The organism is Terrabacter sp. RAF57 (assembly GCF_052113925.1).
Lineage (GTDB): Bacteria > Actinomycetota > Actinomycetes > Actinomycetales > Dermatophilaceae > Terrabacter.
This window is the reverse complement of sequence record NZ_JBFRDT010000011.1, coordinates 70,601-85,454: the sequence shown is the minus strand read 5'-3', so window position 1 is coordinate 85,454 and position 14,854 is coordinate 70,601. Positions and strand designations below refer to the sequence as shown.

Genomic DNA, 14,854 nt, shown 5'->3' with positions numbered 1-14,854 from the left:
TCACGACCGCCGACGCCACGTGCGCCGACCACCCCGGGAGGAGGTATGCCGTGTGCTGGCGTCGGCGGCCGGGCTCAGCGCCGCAGCCGGCCGGCGACGACGCCTGCGAGGCCGACGAGCAGGAGCATCCCGCCGAAGGCACCGATCATCGACGGGCCCACCATCCGGAAGCTGAGGTCGGCGTTGGTGAGGTTGGCGACGAGGATGTAGGCCGCGACGAGCATCGTCAGCAGGCCGAGCATGATCGACCCGGGACGCGGGCCCTTGCGGACCGTGACGAGAGCCGGGCGCGGGGCCGGCTGCGGCGCGGACGCGGGAACCGTCGGTGCCGGCCACGAGGGGTCGGGCGCCGAGGTCGTCGGCGGCGGCAGGTGCGGGAGGAGGGCCCCCTCGGCGACGGCGTCGTCGGGGACCGGCGTCGCGGGCTCGACGCGGAAGGGCGTCGCCGACGGCAGTGCCTGGGTCGACGTGGCCGGGATCGTCGTCGTCTCGGCCGGGTCGGGCATCGGGTCGGGCGTCGAGGCGGGCATCGAGGCGGGCATCGAGGCGGGCGTCGGGGCCGGCACCGGGTCGGCCGTCGGGTCGCGGAACTCCGCCGTCGGGTCCGGGGTGTCGTTGCTGCTCATGTCACTGCTCTCCGCTGGGTTCGTCGTCGGGTCGTTCGTCGGGTCGTTCGTCGGGTCGTTCGTCGGGTCCTGGGGTCGGGCGCTCATGACGCGCTCGCCGTCGTGATCTTGATCTGGCCGACGCCGAGCTCGGCGTCGACGACGATCTCGGGGGTCTTGGTGGTGTCCCCGAAGGTCACCGTCTGCGTCCATCCCGTGCCCTCGTGCTGGAGCTGGTCCGGCCCGACGCGTCGCATGCCCTCGCCGGCCACGCCGGTTCCCGTGGCGATGATCTCGCCGGCGCGTGCCCTCGTGTTGACGACCACGTTGACGCCCTCGGGGACGACGAGGTCGAGCTCGCCGACGCCCATCGTCGTCGTCACGGTGTCCGTTCCGGTGGTGCCCTTCCAGTTCGCGTCGCGCAGGTCGACCTTCATCTGGCCGAGGCCCAGCTCGAAGGCGGGAGCCGGCGTCATCGAGGTCACCGTGTAGCTGCGGTCGCCGGCCTGCCAGGGCTGCGACAGACCCATCGGCGCAGCCGTCGTGGCTGCGGCCGCGATCATGCCGGTCACGGCGAAGAACGCGAGCCCTCCGGCCCGGCGGCCGGCGATGCCGGCCACGAAGATGCCCAGGCCGAGCACGCCCAGCCCGGAAGCGATCCCGACGGCCGCGTGGTTGCCCGGCCAGCCGGCGGCCTGGGCGACGGACGACATCACGACACCGACGACGATGGCGAGCCCGAGGACGAGCAGCCCACCGGCGAAGCCGATCGCGCGGGTCCGCTCACGGACGGGCGTCGGTGCGGGTGGCCGCGGCGTCGCGAGGGTCGCACCGGCGTTGGCTGCCGCATTGCCCGTCGAGCCGTATGCCGTCGCGGCCGCGGGTGCCGGGGTGCCGGTGCCCGTGCCGGGCTGGCCGGCGGCCTCACCGGTCAGTGGATCGACGGTCGTGGCGCCGGCCGCACCTGGTCCGCCGGTGCCGCGGTTGCGCCACGGCGCCTGCTGCATCAGCTCGCGGCCGGTGGCGGTCCGGGTCGCGAACCACCAGGCACCGACGACGAGGAGCACGAAGCCGAAGAAGCGGAAGCCCCTCGAGTCGCCGCCCCACCAGGGCCCACCCCCGAGGACGGAGATGGCCGTGACGACGAGGAGGAAGATCGAGCTGCCCTCGCCGTGCTTGAGGGCGCGCTCGACGTGGATCTCGCCGCGCTCGTCGGGCATCAGGAGCCAGAGCACGAGATAGAGGGCGACGCCCATCCCGAAGAAGATCGAGAAGAGGATGAAGCCCGCCCGGACGACGAGCGGGTCGACGCCGAGCCAACGGGCCAGACCCGTCGCGACGCCGGCGAACCAGCGACCGTCTCCCTGACGCACGATCCCCGGGCGTCGCAGAGCGGTGTAGAAACCGTCGAGGCCGTGCCCCTGCGGAGGGGCGTCATTGCTTTTCGTCATGCCACCACAGTGACGCGCCGGACGCCCGCCAACCATGAGGGTCGACCCTGAGCGCACCCTGACGCGACCCCCAAAGGAGGCCGGGATGGTCGCCCTCGCCCGCCGGGTGAGTCAGGATGGAACGGTGCAGACGGCATACGAGAACGGAACGGGCCCCGTGCGCCCGGCCTGGCGGGCGACGCCACGGCCCCCGCTCGTGCGCCAGCGCCAGGGCAAGGTCATCGCGGGAGTCGCGATGGGGCTCGCCGAGCACCTCGGCCTGCCGGTCGTCGCCGTCCGCGTGGCTCTCGTCCTGACGAGCATCCCCTTCGGCGCGGGGCTCGTCGTCTACGTCTTCCTCTGGGCCACGATGCGCGAGGTCGGCGACGTCGACCCCGCCGTCTCCTCCGCCCCGACCCTGTCGCCGGGCGGCCCGATCGCCACCGGCCCCGCGAGCGCCGGCACCATGTCCGGCTCCCCCGGCGTCCGACAGCACCACGTCGACCTCGCCGGCCTGCGCACGTGGCTGCGGAGCGGCAACCAGGCCGTCATCATCACGCTCCTCGGCGTGGCCGCCCTGGCCGTCGCGGGGGCGCTCTGGCTCGGGGGTGCCGGTCTCGACGTCCACGCGGAGCTCATCCTCCCGGTCGTCGCCATCGTCATCGGCGCGATCTTCTTCTGGTCGCAGCTCGACGACACCGACACCCTCGGCGCCCGCCGCCCGGTCCGCTGGATCTGGCTCGTCGTCGGCCTCGGCCTGACCATCCTCGGCCTCGTCGGCCTGCTCGTGCGCGGTACCAACCTCACCGAGCTGTGGCAGGTGGCGGGTGCCGTCCTCGCCGCCCTCGTCGGGGTCGCCGTCCTGTCGGCACCGTGGATCCTGCGTCTCTGGAGCAACCTGCGCCTCGAGCAGGCCGCGCGCATCCGGGCCACCGAACGCGCCGACATCGCCGCCCACCTGCACGACTCGGTGCTCCAGACCCTGGCCCTCATCCAGCGCCAGTCCGGCGACGCCGCGACCGTCGCGCGTCTCGCCCGCGCCCAGGAGCGGCAGCTGCGCAGCTACCTCTACGACGAGGACGCCCGGGCCGGCACGCTCGGTGCCGCGCTCACCGCGGCCATGGGCGAGGTCGAGGACCTCCACGGCGTGCCCGTCCAGCTCGTCGTCACCGGCGACCGGCCGATGGACGAGCACCTCGACGCCCTCGTCAAGGCCGTGCGCGAGGCCACGTGGAACGCCGTGCGCCACGCGAGCCCGCCCGTCAGCGCCTACGTCGAGGTCGGGCCCGACGCCGTCGAGGCGTTCGTCCGCGACCACGGCGCGGGCTTCGACCTCGACACCGTGCCCGACGACCGAGCCGGTGTGCGCGAGTCGATCATCGGCCGCATGGAGCGCCACGGTGGCACGGCCCGCATCCGGCGCCGCGCCGACGGCACCGAGGTCGTCCTGCGCCTGCCGGTCCGGCAGCCGAACGAGCCCGAGGCGTCCTCCGCCGGCGGGCCGGCTGATTCCCCCGCACCAGTCACCGACCCCAGCAGCACAGCCGGCAGCCACCCTCGCAGCACGCCGGACCCCGACCCCCAGGAGCAGGCTTCATGACCGACCCGCGGACCATCCGCATCGTCATCGTCGACGACCACCACATGTTCCGCACCGGCGTGCGCGCCGAGCTGACCTCCCTCGCCGCCACGCCGCGGGCCGGGGCCTTCACGCTCGAGATCGCCGGCGAGGCCGGTGCGGTCGAGTCGGCCGTGCAGGTCATCAAGGAGCAGCGACCCGACGTCGTGCTCCTCGACGTGCACCTGCCCGGCGGCGACGGGCACGGTGGCGCCGACGTCATCCGAGCGTGCGCCGGGGTCCAGTCCGGCGCCGACGTGCCGGTCCGCTTCCTCGCGCTCTCCGTCTCAGACGCCGCCGAGGACGTCATCGCGGTCATCCGCGCCGGTGCCCGGGGCTACGTCACGAAGACGATCAGCGCCGAGGAGCTGCTCACCGCCATCGGTCGGGTGGCCGACGGCGACGCCGTCTTCAGCCCGCGCCTCGCCGGCTTCGTCCTCGACGCGTTCGGCGCGACGGCTGGTGAGGTCGCCGAGATCGACGAGGAGCTCGACCGCCTCTCGGCGCGCGAGCGCGAGGTGATGCGCCTCATCGCGCGCGGCTACCAGTACAAGGAGGTCGCGAAGGAGCTCTTCATCTCCGTCAAGACCGTCGAGACCCACGTCAGCTCGGTGCTGCGCAAGCTCCAGCTCAGCTCACGCCACGAGCTGACCGCCTGGGCCATGGGCCGCCGCCTCCTCTGACCCGCCGCATCCTCCTGCGCCCTGGACCGAACGCAGCGTTCGGTCGCGAAAGCGTTGTTAGAACAGAGAGTTCGTCACCGAACGCGGCGTTCGCGACGTGGGCGGGAGCGGGCGTATGCCGGTCAGGCGGGGTCGGCGACGAAGCGGCGCAGGGCGGTGACGATGATGTCCGGCGCGTCGGTGTGCACCCAGTGACCGGCGCCCTTGATCGTGAAGAGCCGCGTGCGCGGGAAGTGGCGTCGCATGCGCTCGCCGTCCTCGCGCTTGACGTACCGGGAGTCGCCGCCGGCGACCCACAGCACCGGGCCCTCGTAGGGCGCGAGCTCGTCGGCGTCATGGGGCCAGTCGGCGATGCGTGAGTCGACCCCCAGCGCGGCGTCGCTCGCGACGAGGTCGAGGTTGACCTGCCAGCGCCACGTCTGGCCGTCGCGGCGCAGGTTCTGCAGGAGGAAGGCCTTGACGCCGGGGTCGGGCTCGCTGAAGCGGGCCTCTGCGTCACCGCGGCTCGTCAGCTCGCCGAGCGGCAGGGCCTGCATCTCGCGGATGTAGCCCTCGAAGCGCTCGAGCGAGCCGTAGCCCTTGGGCGCGATGTCGACGACGACGAGTCGCTCGACCAGCTCGGGGTGGCGCAGCGCGAGCACCATGGCGACCTTGCCGCCCAGCGAGTGGCCGACGACGGCCCACTGCTCCCCCTCGCCGACCGCGCGGAGCGTCGCTGCCACAGCGTCGGCATACGCGTCGAGCGAGAACTGCTGCGACCACGGGGACCGCCCGTGGTCCGGGAGGTCGACGAGCAGGCAGCGGGCGTCCGTGCCCTCCGGGCCGCTCACCGCCTTGGCGATCTGGTTCCAGTTGCGGCCCTGGCCGAAGAGACCGTGCAGGAAGGCGATGCGCGGCCCGGCCGTGCCCACGGACAGGGTGTTGAGGGAGGCCTGGTCAGCAGCCGTGGTCATGAGCGCGAGCCTACGCGGCGGTCCACCTCACGCTGCTCCCGGTCGTCCGTGAGGGCCCCGCGGGAGAGCTCCGTGCGTGACCTCACCGACCCTCCCGGAGTCCGTGAGACAGCTGTAACCACGGTGTCACAGCGGACCCGGCGACCGGCAACACCGGCTTCCTAGCGTGAGCGTCACGCTCTCGCAGCGGCCCAGAACCGCCTCACCCCGTCACCGTCCCGCTCGGCTCGAGCAGCCCAGGAGGAACCCCGTGAGCACCACCACCGGAAGCAGCACCGACAGCACCACCGGCAGTGCCGCCGAGACCAGCACCACGTCACCCACTCTCGCTCCTGCGCTCGACCGTCGCGGTCGCTTCCGTGAGCTCACCGCCCCCAGGACGCGGGTCATCCGCGACTGGGACCCCGAGGACACGGCGGCGTGGGAGGGCGGCAACAAGGACGTGGCGCGCCGCAACCTGATCTGGTCGGTGGCCACCGAGCACATCGGCTTCTCGATCTGGTCGATCTGGTCGGTCATGGTCCTCTTCATGCCGCAGGCGGTCTACGGCTTCACGCCGGCCGACAAGTTCTTCCTCGTCGCCGTCCCGACACTCGTCGGCGCCGTGCTCCGGGTGCCCTACACGATGGCGACGGCCTTCTTCGGCGGTCGCAACTGGGCCATCGTCAGCGGCATCGCCCTCCTCGTGCCGACCACCCTGACGTGGTGGCTCATGGTCAACCCCGGCCACTCGCTGTCGACCTTCCTGCTCGTGGCCGGTCTCGCGGGCCTCGGCGGCGGCAACTTCGCCTCGTCGATGACGAACATCAACGCCTTCTACCCGCAGCGGATGAAGGGCTGGGCCCTCGGGCTCAACGCCGGTGGCGGCAACATCGGCGTTCCGGTCATCCAGCTCGTCGGGCTCCTCGTCATCGCGACGCTCGGCAACCGCCGGCCCGAGGTCGTCTGCGCCGTCTACCTCGTGCTCCTCGCCGTGGCCAGCATCGGCGCCGCGGTCCGCATGGACAACCTCGACCACCAGACGGCCAACCCGAAGGCGATGCTCGAGGTGCTGCGGCACGCCGACGCCTGGGTCATCTCGCTGCTCTACATCGGCACCTTCGGCTCGTTCATCGGCTTCGGCTTCGCGTTCGGCCAGGTGCTCAACCAGACGTTCCTCGCCGGCATGACCGGCAGCGCCGCCCCGACCCCGGCCCAGACCGCGGCCGCGAGCCTGCACGCCGCCCAGATCGCCTTCATCGGACCGCTCCTCGGCTCGGTCAGCCGTGTCTGGGGTGGCAAGCTCGCCGACCGCCGAGGCGGGGCCGCCGTGACCCTGTGGACGTTCGTCGGCCTCACCGTCGCGGGCGTCCTCGTCACCCTCGCCGCTCGCTCCGACGACGTGACCTCGGGCGCGGCGACCGGGCTCCAGCTCACCGGCCTCATCGGCGGCTTCGTCCTCCTCTTCGTCCTCTCGGGCATCGGCAACGGCTCCGTCTACAAGATGATCCCGGCCCTCTTCGAGGCGAAGTCCGCCTCGATCCCCGGTCCCGCGGTCGAGCGCACGGCCTGGTCGCGCTCGATGGCCGGCGCCCTCATCGGCATCGCCGGCGCCATCGGTGCCCTCGGCGGCGTCCTCATCAACCTCGGGCTGCGCGCGTCCTACCAGGGCGCCGGCCACTCGGCCACGGCCGCGTTCGTCGTCTTCACGCTCTTCTACGTCGGCGCCGCCACCCTGACGAAGGTGCGCTACCGCCGATGACCGCCACCTCATGGAGAATGCCGTCCCGCTCGCTCGGTGGGGACGTCCCCTCCGAGCAGGCGGGCGTCGCGACGCACTGCGCCTACTGCGGGCTCCAGTGCGCGATGACGCTCACCGGGTCGTCGGCGGCCGACCTCACGGTCAGCCCTCGTCGCTTCCCGACGAACCGGGGTGGCCTGTGCCAGAAGGGATGGACGAGCGCGGAGCTGCTGCGCACGCCCGGACGCCTCACGACCCCGCTGGTCCGCCGCGACGGCGACCTGACCCCCGCGTCGTGGGACGAGGCCCTCGACGTCGTCGCCGATGCCATCGTGCGGACGCAGGCGGTATACGGGCGGGACGCCGTGGCAGTCTTCGGCGGTGGGGGTCTGACCAACGAGAAGGCCTACCAGCTGGGCAAGTTCGCGCGAGTGGCGCTCCGCACGAGCCAGATCGACTACAACGGCCGCTGGTGCATGAGCTCGGCCGCCGCCGCCGGCATCCGCTGCTTCGGTCTCGATCGGGGCCTCCCCTTCCCCGTCACCGACATCGGCTCGGCACACGCCGTGCTGCTCCTCGGCGCCAACCCCGCCGAGACGATGCCGCCCTTCCTGACGCACCTCGTCCGCGCCGCCGACGCCGGAGGCCTCATGGTCGCCGACCCGCGTCTGACGCCGACCGCGGCCAAGGCCGTCGACGGCGGCGGTCTGCACCTGCAGCTGCGCCCCGGTACCGACGCCGCCCTGGCCCTCGGGATGCTCCACCTCGCCGTCACCGAGGGGTACGCCGACCGCGGGTTCGTCGCCGAGCGGACCTCGGGCTTCGACGACCTCTGGCCGATCGCCGCGCAATGGCTGCCCGAGCGCGTCGAGCGGGTCACGGGTGTCGCCGTCACGACGATGCGGGCGGCCGTCGCCGCGCTGGCCCGCGCCCGCGACACCGAGCGCGGCGCCTACGTCCTGTCGGCCCGCGGCAGCGAGCAGCACGCGAGCGGCACCGACACGGTGACGGCGTTCATCGCCCTCGCCCTCGCGCTCGGGCTGCCCGGCAACCCCGGCACCGGCTTCGGCACGATCACCGGCCAGGGCAACGGCCAGGGCGGACGTGAGCACGGCCAGAAGGCCGACCAGCTCCCCGGCTACCGCAAGATCGACGACCCGGCCGCCCGGGCCCACGTCGCCGCGGTCTGGGGCATCGACCCCGCGGACCTGCCGGGTCCGGGCCGCAGCGCTTTCGAGCTGCTGTCGGCACTCGGCACCGACGGCGGTGCGCGCGTCCTCATGGTCCACGGCAGCAACCCCGTCGTCTCGGCCCCCGACGCACGGGTCGTGGCCGAGCGCCTCGCCGCCCTCGACCTGCTCGTCGTCTCCGACTTCGTCCTCTCCGAGACGGCCGCCGTCGCCGACGTCGTGCTCCCCGTGCTCCAGTGGGCCGAGGAGGAGGGCACCCTCACCAACCTCGAGGGCCGGGTCCTGCGCCGCCGCAAGGCGCTGGACGCCCCCGTGGGGTGCCGCAGCGAGCTCGAGCTCTGGAGCGAGCTGGCACTCCGGATCGGTTGCAGCACAGCCTTCCCCACCGACCCTCGGGTCGTGTTCGACGAGCTGCGCCGGGCCTCGGCCGGCGGACCGGCCGACTACTCCGCGGTGACGTGGGAGCGGCTCGATGCCGGCGAGAGCCTGCACTGGCCGTGCAGCACCGAGCGACCGCAGGGCACGCCGCGGCTCTTCCTCGACGGCTTCGCGACACCCGACGGCCGCGCCCGCTTCGTCGCCGTCGACCACGTGGGGCCCGCGGAGGCCGACGACGCGGCATACCCCCTGGTCGCGACAACGGGTCGGGTGCTGCAGCACTACCAGTCCGGCGCCCAGACGAGGCTCGTCACCGAGCTGTCGGCGGCGGCCGGCGACATGTTCGTCCAGGTGCACCCCGACACGGCCGACGCGGCCGGGCTCGGTGACGGCGACCTCGCCGACGTCGTGAGCCGTCGCGGCCGCACCCGCGCCGTCGTCCGCGTCGACGACGACATGCGCGCCGACGTCGTCTTCCTGCCCTTCCACTGGGCCGGCGACGCGCGAGCCAACTCGCTGACCCACGCCGCCCTCGACCCGACCAGCCGCATGCCCGAGTTCAAGGCGTGCGCCGTCCGCCTGGAGGCCATCGCATGACCCGCCACCGCAGGCACGTCCTCGTCGTCGGCAACGGCATGGCCGGCGCCCGGCTCGCCGAGGAGATCCGCCACCGTGACCCCGACGCCGAGCGCTTCGCCGTCACGGTCGTCGGCGAGGAGCCGCACGCGGCCTACAACCGGGTGCTCCTGTCGACCGTCGTCGCCGGCGGCATCAGCCCGCGCGACACGCGCCTCAAGCCCGACGGCTGGTGGGCCGCGCGCCACATCGACGTCCTCGCCGGATCCCGGGTCGCAGCCGTCGACGCCGACGCACGCACGGCGACGCTCGACACCGACGGCACCGAGCGCGTCGTCACGTGGGACGAGCTGGTCCTCGCGACCGGCAGCACGAGCTTCGTCCCCCCGACCGAGGGGTTGTATGCCGGCTCGCCCGGTCCCGCGACCCCGCTGGCCGACGGGGTCGTCGCCTTCCGCACGGTCGACGACTGTGGCCGCATCGTCGAGGCAGCCGAATCCGCCTCCACCGCAGTCGTCCTCGGCGGCGGTCTGCTCGGGCTCGAGGCGGCCCGTGGCCTGCTCGCCCGCGGCGTCGACGTCACCGTCGTGCACCCGCAGGACTTCCCGATGGACCGCCAGCTCGATGCCGACGGCGGCGCCGTCCTGTCCCGCGTCGTCCGCGGGATCGGCGCCCGCCTCGTCCTCGGACGCCTCGTCGTCGAGCGACACGCACCGGTCGACGGGGTGTCCGCCCACGTCGTCCTCGACGACGGCACGATCCTCGCCGCCGACCTCGTCGTCGTCGCGACGGGCGTCCGGCCCCGCACCGACCTCGCCGTCGCGACCGGTCTCGACGTCGACCGCGGGATCGTCGTCGACGACCGCCTGGCCACCTCGTTCCCGCACCTCCACGCCATCGGCGAGTGCGCCCAGCACCGCGGTGAGGTGCCCGGCCTCGTCCAGCCCGGCTGGGACCAGGCCCGCGTCCTCGCCGACGTCCTCACCGGCGCCGACCCCGACGCCACGTACGAGGGCACGAGCGTCCTGACCCGGCTCAAGGCTCCCGACATCGACCTCGCGAGCATGGGCACGGTCGACGTCGACGTCCACGACCCCGGTCACGAGGTGCTCGCCTTCACCGACCCGAGCCGGGGCCGCTACGCCAAGCTCGTGCTGCGCCAGGACCGTCTCGTCGGCGCCATCCTGCTCGGCGTCGGTGACGCGGCGGGCGCCCTGACCCAGCTCTACGACACCGGCTCGGTCGTCCCGCGGGACCGTCTCTCGCTCATGCTCGGTCGCGCGATCACCCGGTCGGGAGCGACCGAGGCCGTCAACCTCGCCGAGATGCCCGGCGCGGCCGTCATCTGCCGGTGCAACACCGTGACGAAGTCCGCGATCGTCGGCGCCTTCCGGGCCGGCGCCGAGACCGTCGGCGCGGTCGCCGAGGCGACCCGCGCGACGACCGGCTGCGGCTCGTGCAAGGGCGCCGTCGACGGCCTCTGCTCGTGGCTGCGCTCGTCGGAGCCCGCCCCCACCCCCACCGCCTCCCCCATCTCCTCGACCCCCGAACCGGTGCCGGCAGCCGCCGCCCTGACCGAAGGAGCCGCCTGATGTCCACCCCCACCGAGAACCCGACGGGCACCACCACCCGCACCGTCGTCGTCGTCGGCCACGGCATGGTCGGCCACCGCTTCGTCGAGGCCCTGCGGTCCCGCGACACGGAGAGCACGTGGAAGGTCACCGTCCTCTCGCAGGAGGCCGAGGCGGCATACGACCGCGTCGGCCTCTCCTCCTACGTCGGAGCCTGGGACCGCACGTCGCTCGCCCTCGCGGGCAACACGTATGCCGGCGACGACCTCGTCGACCTGCGGCTCGGCACCCGGGCCGAGCGGGTGGACCGCGAGGCTCGCACCGTCACGACGAGCACCGGGGACGTCATCGCCTACGACGAGCTCGTCCTCTCGACCGGCTCCCACCCCTTCGTGCCCCCGGTCCCGGGCCATGACTCGACGGGCTGCTTCGTCTACCGCACGCTCGACGACCTCGACGGCATCCGCGTCGCCGCCGAGTCCGCGATCGAGCGGGCCGCGGCGGAGGGGCGCGAGGCGAACGGCCTCGTCGTCGGCGGTGGCCTGCTCGGCCTCGAGGCGGCCAACGCCCTGCGCCTGCTCGGCCTCACGCCGCACGTCGTCGAGTTCGCTCCCCGCCTCATGCCGCTCCAGGTCGACGACGGTGGCGGCGCGGTGCTCGAGGGGCTCATCAGCCACCTCGGCGTTCAGGTCCACACCGGCGCCGGCACGAGCTCGATCGCCGCGCAGGACGACGGGCGCCTCGCCGTCGAGCTCTCCGACGGCACGGCGCTGCTCACCGACCTCGTCGTCTTCTCGGCGGGCGTGCGCCCGTCGGACGCCGTGGCGCGCGCCGCCGGCCTCGACGTCGGGGAGCGGGGCGGCGTCCTCACCGACGTCGCCTGCCGCACGAGCGACGAGAACGTCTGGGCCGTGGGCGAGGTCGCCGCCGTCGAGGGTCGGTGCTACGGCCTCGTCGCCCCCGGCTACACGATGGCCGAGGTCGTCGCCGACCGGCTGCTCGGGGGCGAGGCGACGTTCCCCGGCGCCGACCTGTCGACCAAGCTCAAGCTGCTCGGCGTGGACGTCGCATCCTTCGGCGACGCGATGGCCACGACCCCGGGGTCCCTCGAGATCGTCCACACCGACGCGACGAAAGGCACCTACGCCAAGGTCGTCGTCAGCGACGACGCGCGGACGCTGCTCGGCGGGATCCTCGTCGGCGACGCCTCGGCGTACACGACGCTCAAGGCGTACGTCGGCCGCGAGGTCCCGGGCGACCCGGGTGCACTCGTCTCGCCCGCTGGCGCCGAGCTCGGCACGGACGCCCTCCCCGACGACTCCGTCATCTGCTCGTGCAACAACGTCACCAAGGGGTCGATCTGCGGTGCGATCGCCGAGGGCGCCTGTGACCTCGCAGCCATCAAGGGCTGCACGAACGCCGGAACCACCTGTGGTGGTTGCCTGCCCATCGTCAAGAAGCTCCTCGTCGACTCGGGCGTCGAGCTCTCCAAGGGCCTGTGCGAGCACTTCGAGCAGAGCCGGGCCGAGCTGTTCGAGATCGTGGCCTCGACGGGCATCCGCACCTTCTCGGGGCTCCTGGCGCGCTACGGCACGGGCACCGGCTGCGAGATCTGCAAGCCCACCGTCGCCTCGATCCTCGCTTCGACGAGCAGCGACCACGTGCTCGACGGCGAGCAGGCGGCGCTCCAGGACAGCAACGACCACTTCCTCGCCAACATCCAGAAGAACGGCACCTACTCCGTCGTCCCGCGGATGCCCGGGGGTGAGGTCACGGCCGAGCAGCTCATCACGATCGGCCAGGTGGCCCAGGACTTCGGGCTCTACGTCAAGGTGACCGGCGGCCAGCGCATCGACCTCTTCGGCGCCCGCGTCGAGCAGCTGCCCGCCATCTGGCAGCGCCTCGTCGACGTCGGCATGGAGTCAGGGCAGGCCTACGGCAAGTCGCTGCGCACCGTGAAGTCGTGTGTCGGCTCCTCGTGGTGCCGTTACGGCGTGCAGGACTCGGTCGGGATGGCCGTCGACCTCGAGCACCGCTACCGCGGTCTCCGCTCGCCGCACAAGATCAAGTTCGGCGTCTCGGGCTGTGCGCGCGAGTGCGCCGAGGCCCGCGGCAAGGACGTCGGCGTCATCGCCACCGACAAGGGCTGGAACCTCTACGTCTGCGGCAACGGCGGCCAGACGCCGGCCCACGCGCGGCTGCTCGCGAGCGACCTCGGCGACGAGACGCTCGTGCGCTACATCGACCGCTTCCTCATGTTCTACGTCCGCACGGCGGACCGCCTCCAGCGCACGGCTCCGTGGCTCGACGCGCTCGAGGGCGGTCTGGAGCACCTCAGGGCCGTCGTGTGCGACGACTCGCTCGGGATCGCCGACGACCTCGAGGCGGCCATGGGCCGTCACGTCGCGGGCTACCAGGACGAGTGGAAGGCCGTCCTCGACGACCCCGAGAAGCTCTCGCGCTTCGTGTCGTTCGTCAACGCGCCCGAGGAGGCCGACCCCACCGTCGCCTTCGACGAGTCCGGCCCACGCAAGGTGCCGGTGCTGCTCGGGCTTCCCGTCGTCCGTGAGAACGCCTGATACCGAAGGGAACCCGTCATGACCACACTCGTCACCCCGCCGCAGGCGCTGCCGCCCGAGGTCGCGGCCGCGGCCGGTCGCAACGTCGTGCGGCCGGGCATCCTGCCGTCCCCCGGAGCGAGACAGTGGGTGTCCGCCTGCCCGGTCACGGCGCTCGTGCCCGGCCGTGGTGTCGCCGTGCTCCTCCCCGGCGGCGCCCAGGCGGCCCTCTTCATGCTGCCCAACGGGATGATCTACGCCGTCGACAACCTCGACCCGTACGCGCGGGCAGCGGTCCTCTCGCGGGGCCTGACCGGCGACCGCGGCGGCGAGCCGACCGTGGCCTCACCGCTGCTCAAGCACGTCTTCTCGCTGCGCACCGGCGCCGCCCTCGACGATCCCGAGGTGGCCCTGCCGACGTATGCCGTCCGCGTCCAGCACGGCATCGTGCGAGTCGGCCTCCCGCTGCCCTGAACCGTCGAAAGGCCACGATCTGCGGGTCCCCCGCCGTCGAAAGGCCAGAATCTGCCGGTCCCCATCGTCGAAAGGCCACAAACCGGAGCCCGGTGTGTGGCCTTTCGACGGGTGGAACGGGGCGAGCGGGGTCAGGCTGTGGGGGTGGTGGCGACGAAGCCGGCGCTCAGGGCGCCTTCGAGGCTGGTCGTCGGGCGGCCGATGAGACGCGACAGGTCGCCACTGTCGGTGAACAGGGCCCCCGCGGCGATCCCGCGGTCGCTGTCGGCCAGCACGCCGGCATACCCCTCGGGGAGGCCGGCCGCGACGAGAGCCGCGGTGTAGTCGGGGACGGACAGGTCGCGGTAGGCGACCTCGCGTCCGGCGACGCGACCCACGGTCTCGGCGAGCTCGCCGAGGGTGAACGCGTCGTCGCCACCGAGCTCGTAGACGGCGCCCTCGTGACCGCGTCCGTCCTCACCCGCGAGCACGACGGCGGCGGCGTCGGCATAGTCGGCCCGGGTCGCGGCGCTGACGCGCCCGTCGCCGGCGGCACCGAGGACGGCGCCGTGCTCGAGGACGGTCGGCAGCTGGCCGGTGTAGTTCTCGAGGTACCAGGAGTTGCGCAGCAGGGCGTGCGGCAGGCCGGACGCTGCGAGCAGCTCCTCCGTGACACGGTGCTCGGCGGCCAACACGAGGTCGGACGTGTCGGCGCGCGTGATGCTCGTGTAGGCGAGGAAGCCCACCCCGCCCCGCTTCGCCGCATCGATGACGTTGGCGTGCTGGGCGATGCGCTGGCCGACCTCGCTTCCGGAGACGAGGAGGAGCCGGTCGACACCTTCGAACGCAGCGTCGAGCGACGCCTGGTCGGTGTAGTCGGCGCGGCGCACCACGACACCGCGGTCAGCCAGGTCGGCGACGGACTCGGGGTTGCGGGCGATGGCGAGGACGTCGGCGGCGGGCGTGCCGCGCTCGAGGAGGGACTCGACGACGAGACGGCCGAGGTGACCGCTGGCACCGGTGACGAGATGGGTCATGACGTTCCTTTCGGGTGGGGCTGACACCCTCCAGAACGACCGCCACAACAGCATGCTTCCCAGAAGTTAGTACCCACTTTGA

Annotated in this window: 11 protein-coding genes; 7 read left to right on the top strand and 4 right to left on the bottom strand. The window is 73.0% G+C overall.

Translation table 11 applies throughout. The annotated features are described in order from the left end of the window. Positions 1-74 precede the first annotated feature (74 nt). Positions 75-713 (bottom strand): hypothetical protein, encoded by a 639-nt coding sequence (locus tag AB4Y83_RS13705; protein ID WP_442297212.1) that lies wholly within the window; start codon positions 711-713, stop codon positions 75-77. Further along, a complete protein-coding gene (locus tag AB4Y83_RS13700) occupies positions 710-2,056 on the bottom strand; it encodes a PspC domain-containing protein (RefSeq protein ID WP_442273833.1) in 1,347 nt (448 codons plus the stop codon). The genes AB4Y83_RS13705 and AB4Y83_RS13700 overlap by 4 nt, the downstream gene beginning before the upstream one ends. 34 nt (positions 2,057-2,090) lie before the next feature. Between AB4Y83_RS13700 and AB4Y83_RS13695 the strand changes: the two genes are divergently transcribed. Both AB4Y83_RS13695 and AB4Y83_RS13690 read left to right on the top strand, forming a co-directional pair. Beyond that, a complete protein-coding gene (locus AB4Y83_RS13695; RefSeq protein ID WP_442273832.1) occupies positions 2,091-3,635 on the top strand; it encodes an ATP-binding protein in 1,545 nt (514 codons plus the stop codon). Further along, positions 3,632-4,336: a LuxR C-terminal-related transcriptional regulator gene (locus tag AB4Y83_RS13690; protein ID WP_056778093.1), complete on the top strand. Its 705-nt coding sequence runs from the start codon at positions 3,632-3,634 to the stop codon at positions 4,334-4,336. Before AB4Y83_RS13695 ends, AB4Y83_RS13690 begins: the two co-directional genes overlap by 4 nt. Before the next feature lie 122 nt (positions 4,337-4,458). Here AB4Y83_RS13690 and AB4Y83_RS13685 read toward each other — a convergent pair whose 3' ends face one another. Continuing rightward, entirely contained in the window at positions 4,459-5,289 is an 831-nt protein-coding gene (locus AB4Y83_RS13685) for an alpha/beta fold hydrolase (RefSeq protein ID WP_442297211.1), read from the bottom strand. A gap of 250 nt (positions 5,290-5,539) precedes the next feature. On the opposite strand from AB4Y83_RS13685, the gene AB4Y83_RS13680 reads away from it, so the two are divergent. From AB4Y83_RS13680 to nirD, 5 genes are read left to right on the top strand one after another with little or no spacing between them, the layout of a single operon-like run. Beyond that, positions 5,540-7,030 carry a nitrate/nitrite transporter gene (locus tag AB4Y83_RS13680; protein ID WP_442297210.1) on the top strand — a complete coding sequence of 497 codons (1,491 nt, stop codon included), beginning with the start codon at positions 5,540-5,542 and terminating at the stop codon, positions 7,028-7,030. After that, the gene (locus tag AB4Y83_RS13675; RefSeq protein ID WP_442297209.1) at positions 7,027-9,174 is read left to right on the top strand and encodes a molybdopterin oxidoreductase family protein; all 2,148 of its coding nucleotides are present in this window, start codon (positions 7,027-7,029) and stop codon (positions 9,172-9,174) included. Before AB4Y83_RS13680 ends, AB4Y83_RS13675 begins: the two co-directional genes overlap by 4 nt. Continuing rightward, complete coding sequence (locus AB4Y83_RS13670; protein WP_442273829.1) at positions 9,171-10,745, top strand: FAD-dependent oxidoreductase; 1,575 nt, start codon at positions 9,171-9,173, stop codon at positions 10,743-10,745. Before AB4Y83_RS13675 ends, AB4Y83_RS13670 begins: the two co-directional genes overlap by 4 nt. Beyond that, the gene (gene nirB, locus AB4Y83_RS13665; RefSeq protein WP_442297208.1) at positions 10,745-13,303 is read left to right on the top strand and encodes a nitrite reductase large subunit NirB; all 2,559 of its coding nucleotides are present in this window, start codon (positions 10,745-10,747) and stop codon (positions 13,301-13,303) included. Before AB4Y83_RS13670 ends, nirB begins: the two co-directional genes overlap by 1 nt. An 18-nt stretch (positions 13,304-13,321) precedes the next feature. Beyond that, the gene (gene nirD / locus AB4Y83_RS13660) at positions 13,322-13,756 is read left to right on the top strand and encodes a nitrite reductase small subunit NirD (protein ID WP_442297207.1); all 435 of its coding nucleotides are present in this window, start codon (positions 13,322-13,324) and stop codon (positions 13,754-13,756) included. A gap of 131 nt (positions 13,757-13,887) precedes the next feature. Here the strand turns inward: nirD and AB4Y83_RS13655 are convergent, their stop codons facing one another. Further along, on the bottom strand, positions 13,888-14,772 hold the full coding sequence (locus tag AB4Y83_RS13655) for an SDR family oxidoreductase (protein ID WP_442297206.1): 885 nt from the start codon (positions 14,770-14,772) through the stop codon (positions 13,888-13,890). Between the last annotated feature and the right edge of the window lie 82 nt (positions 14,773-14,854).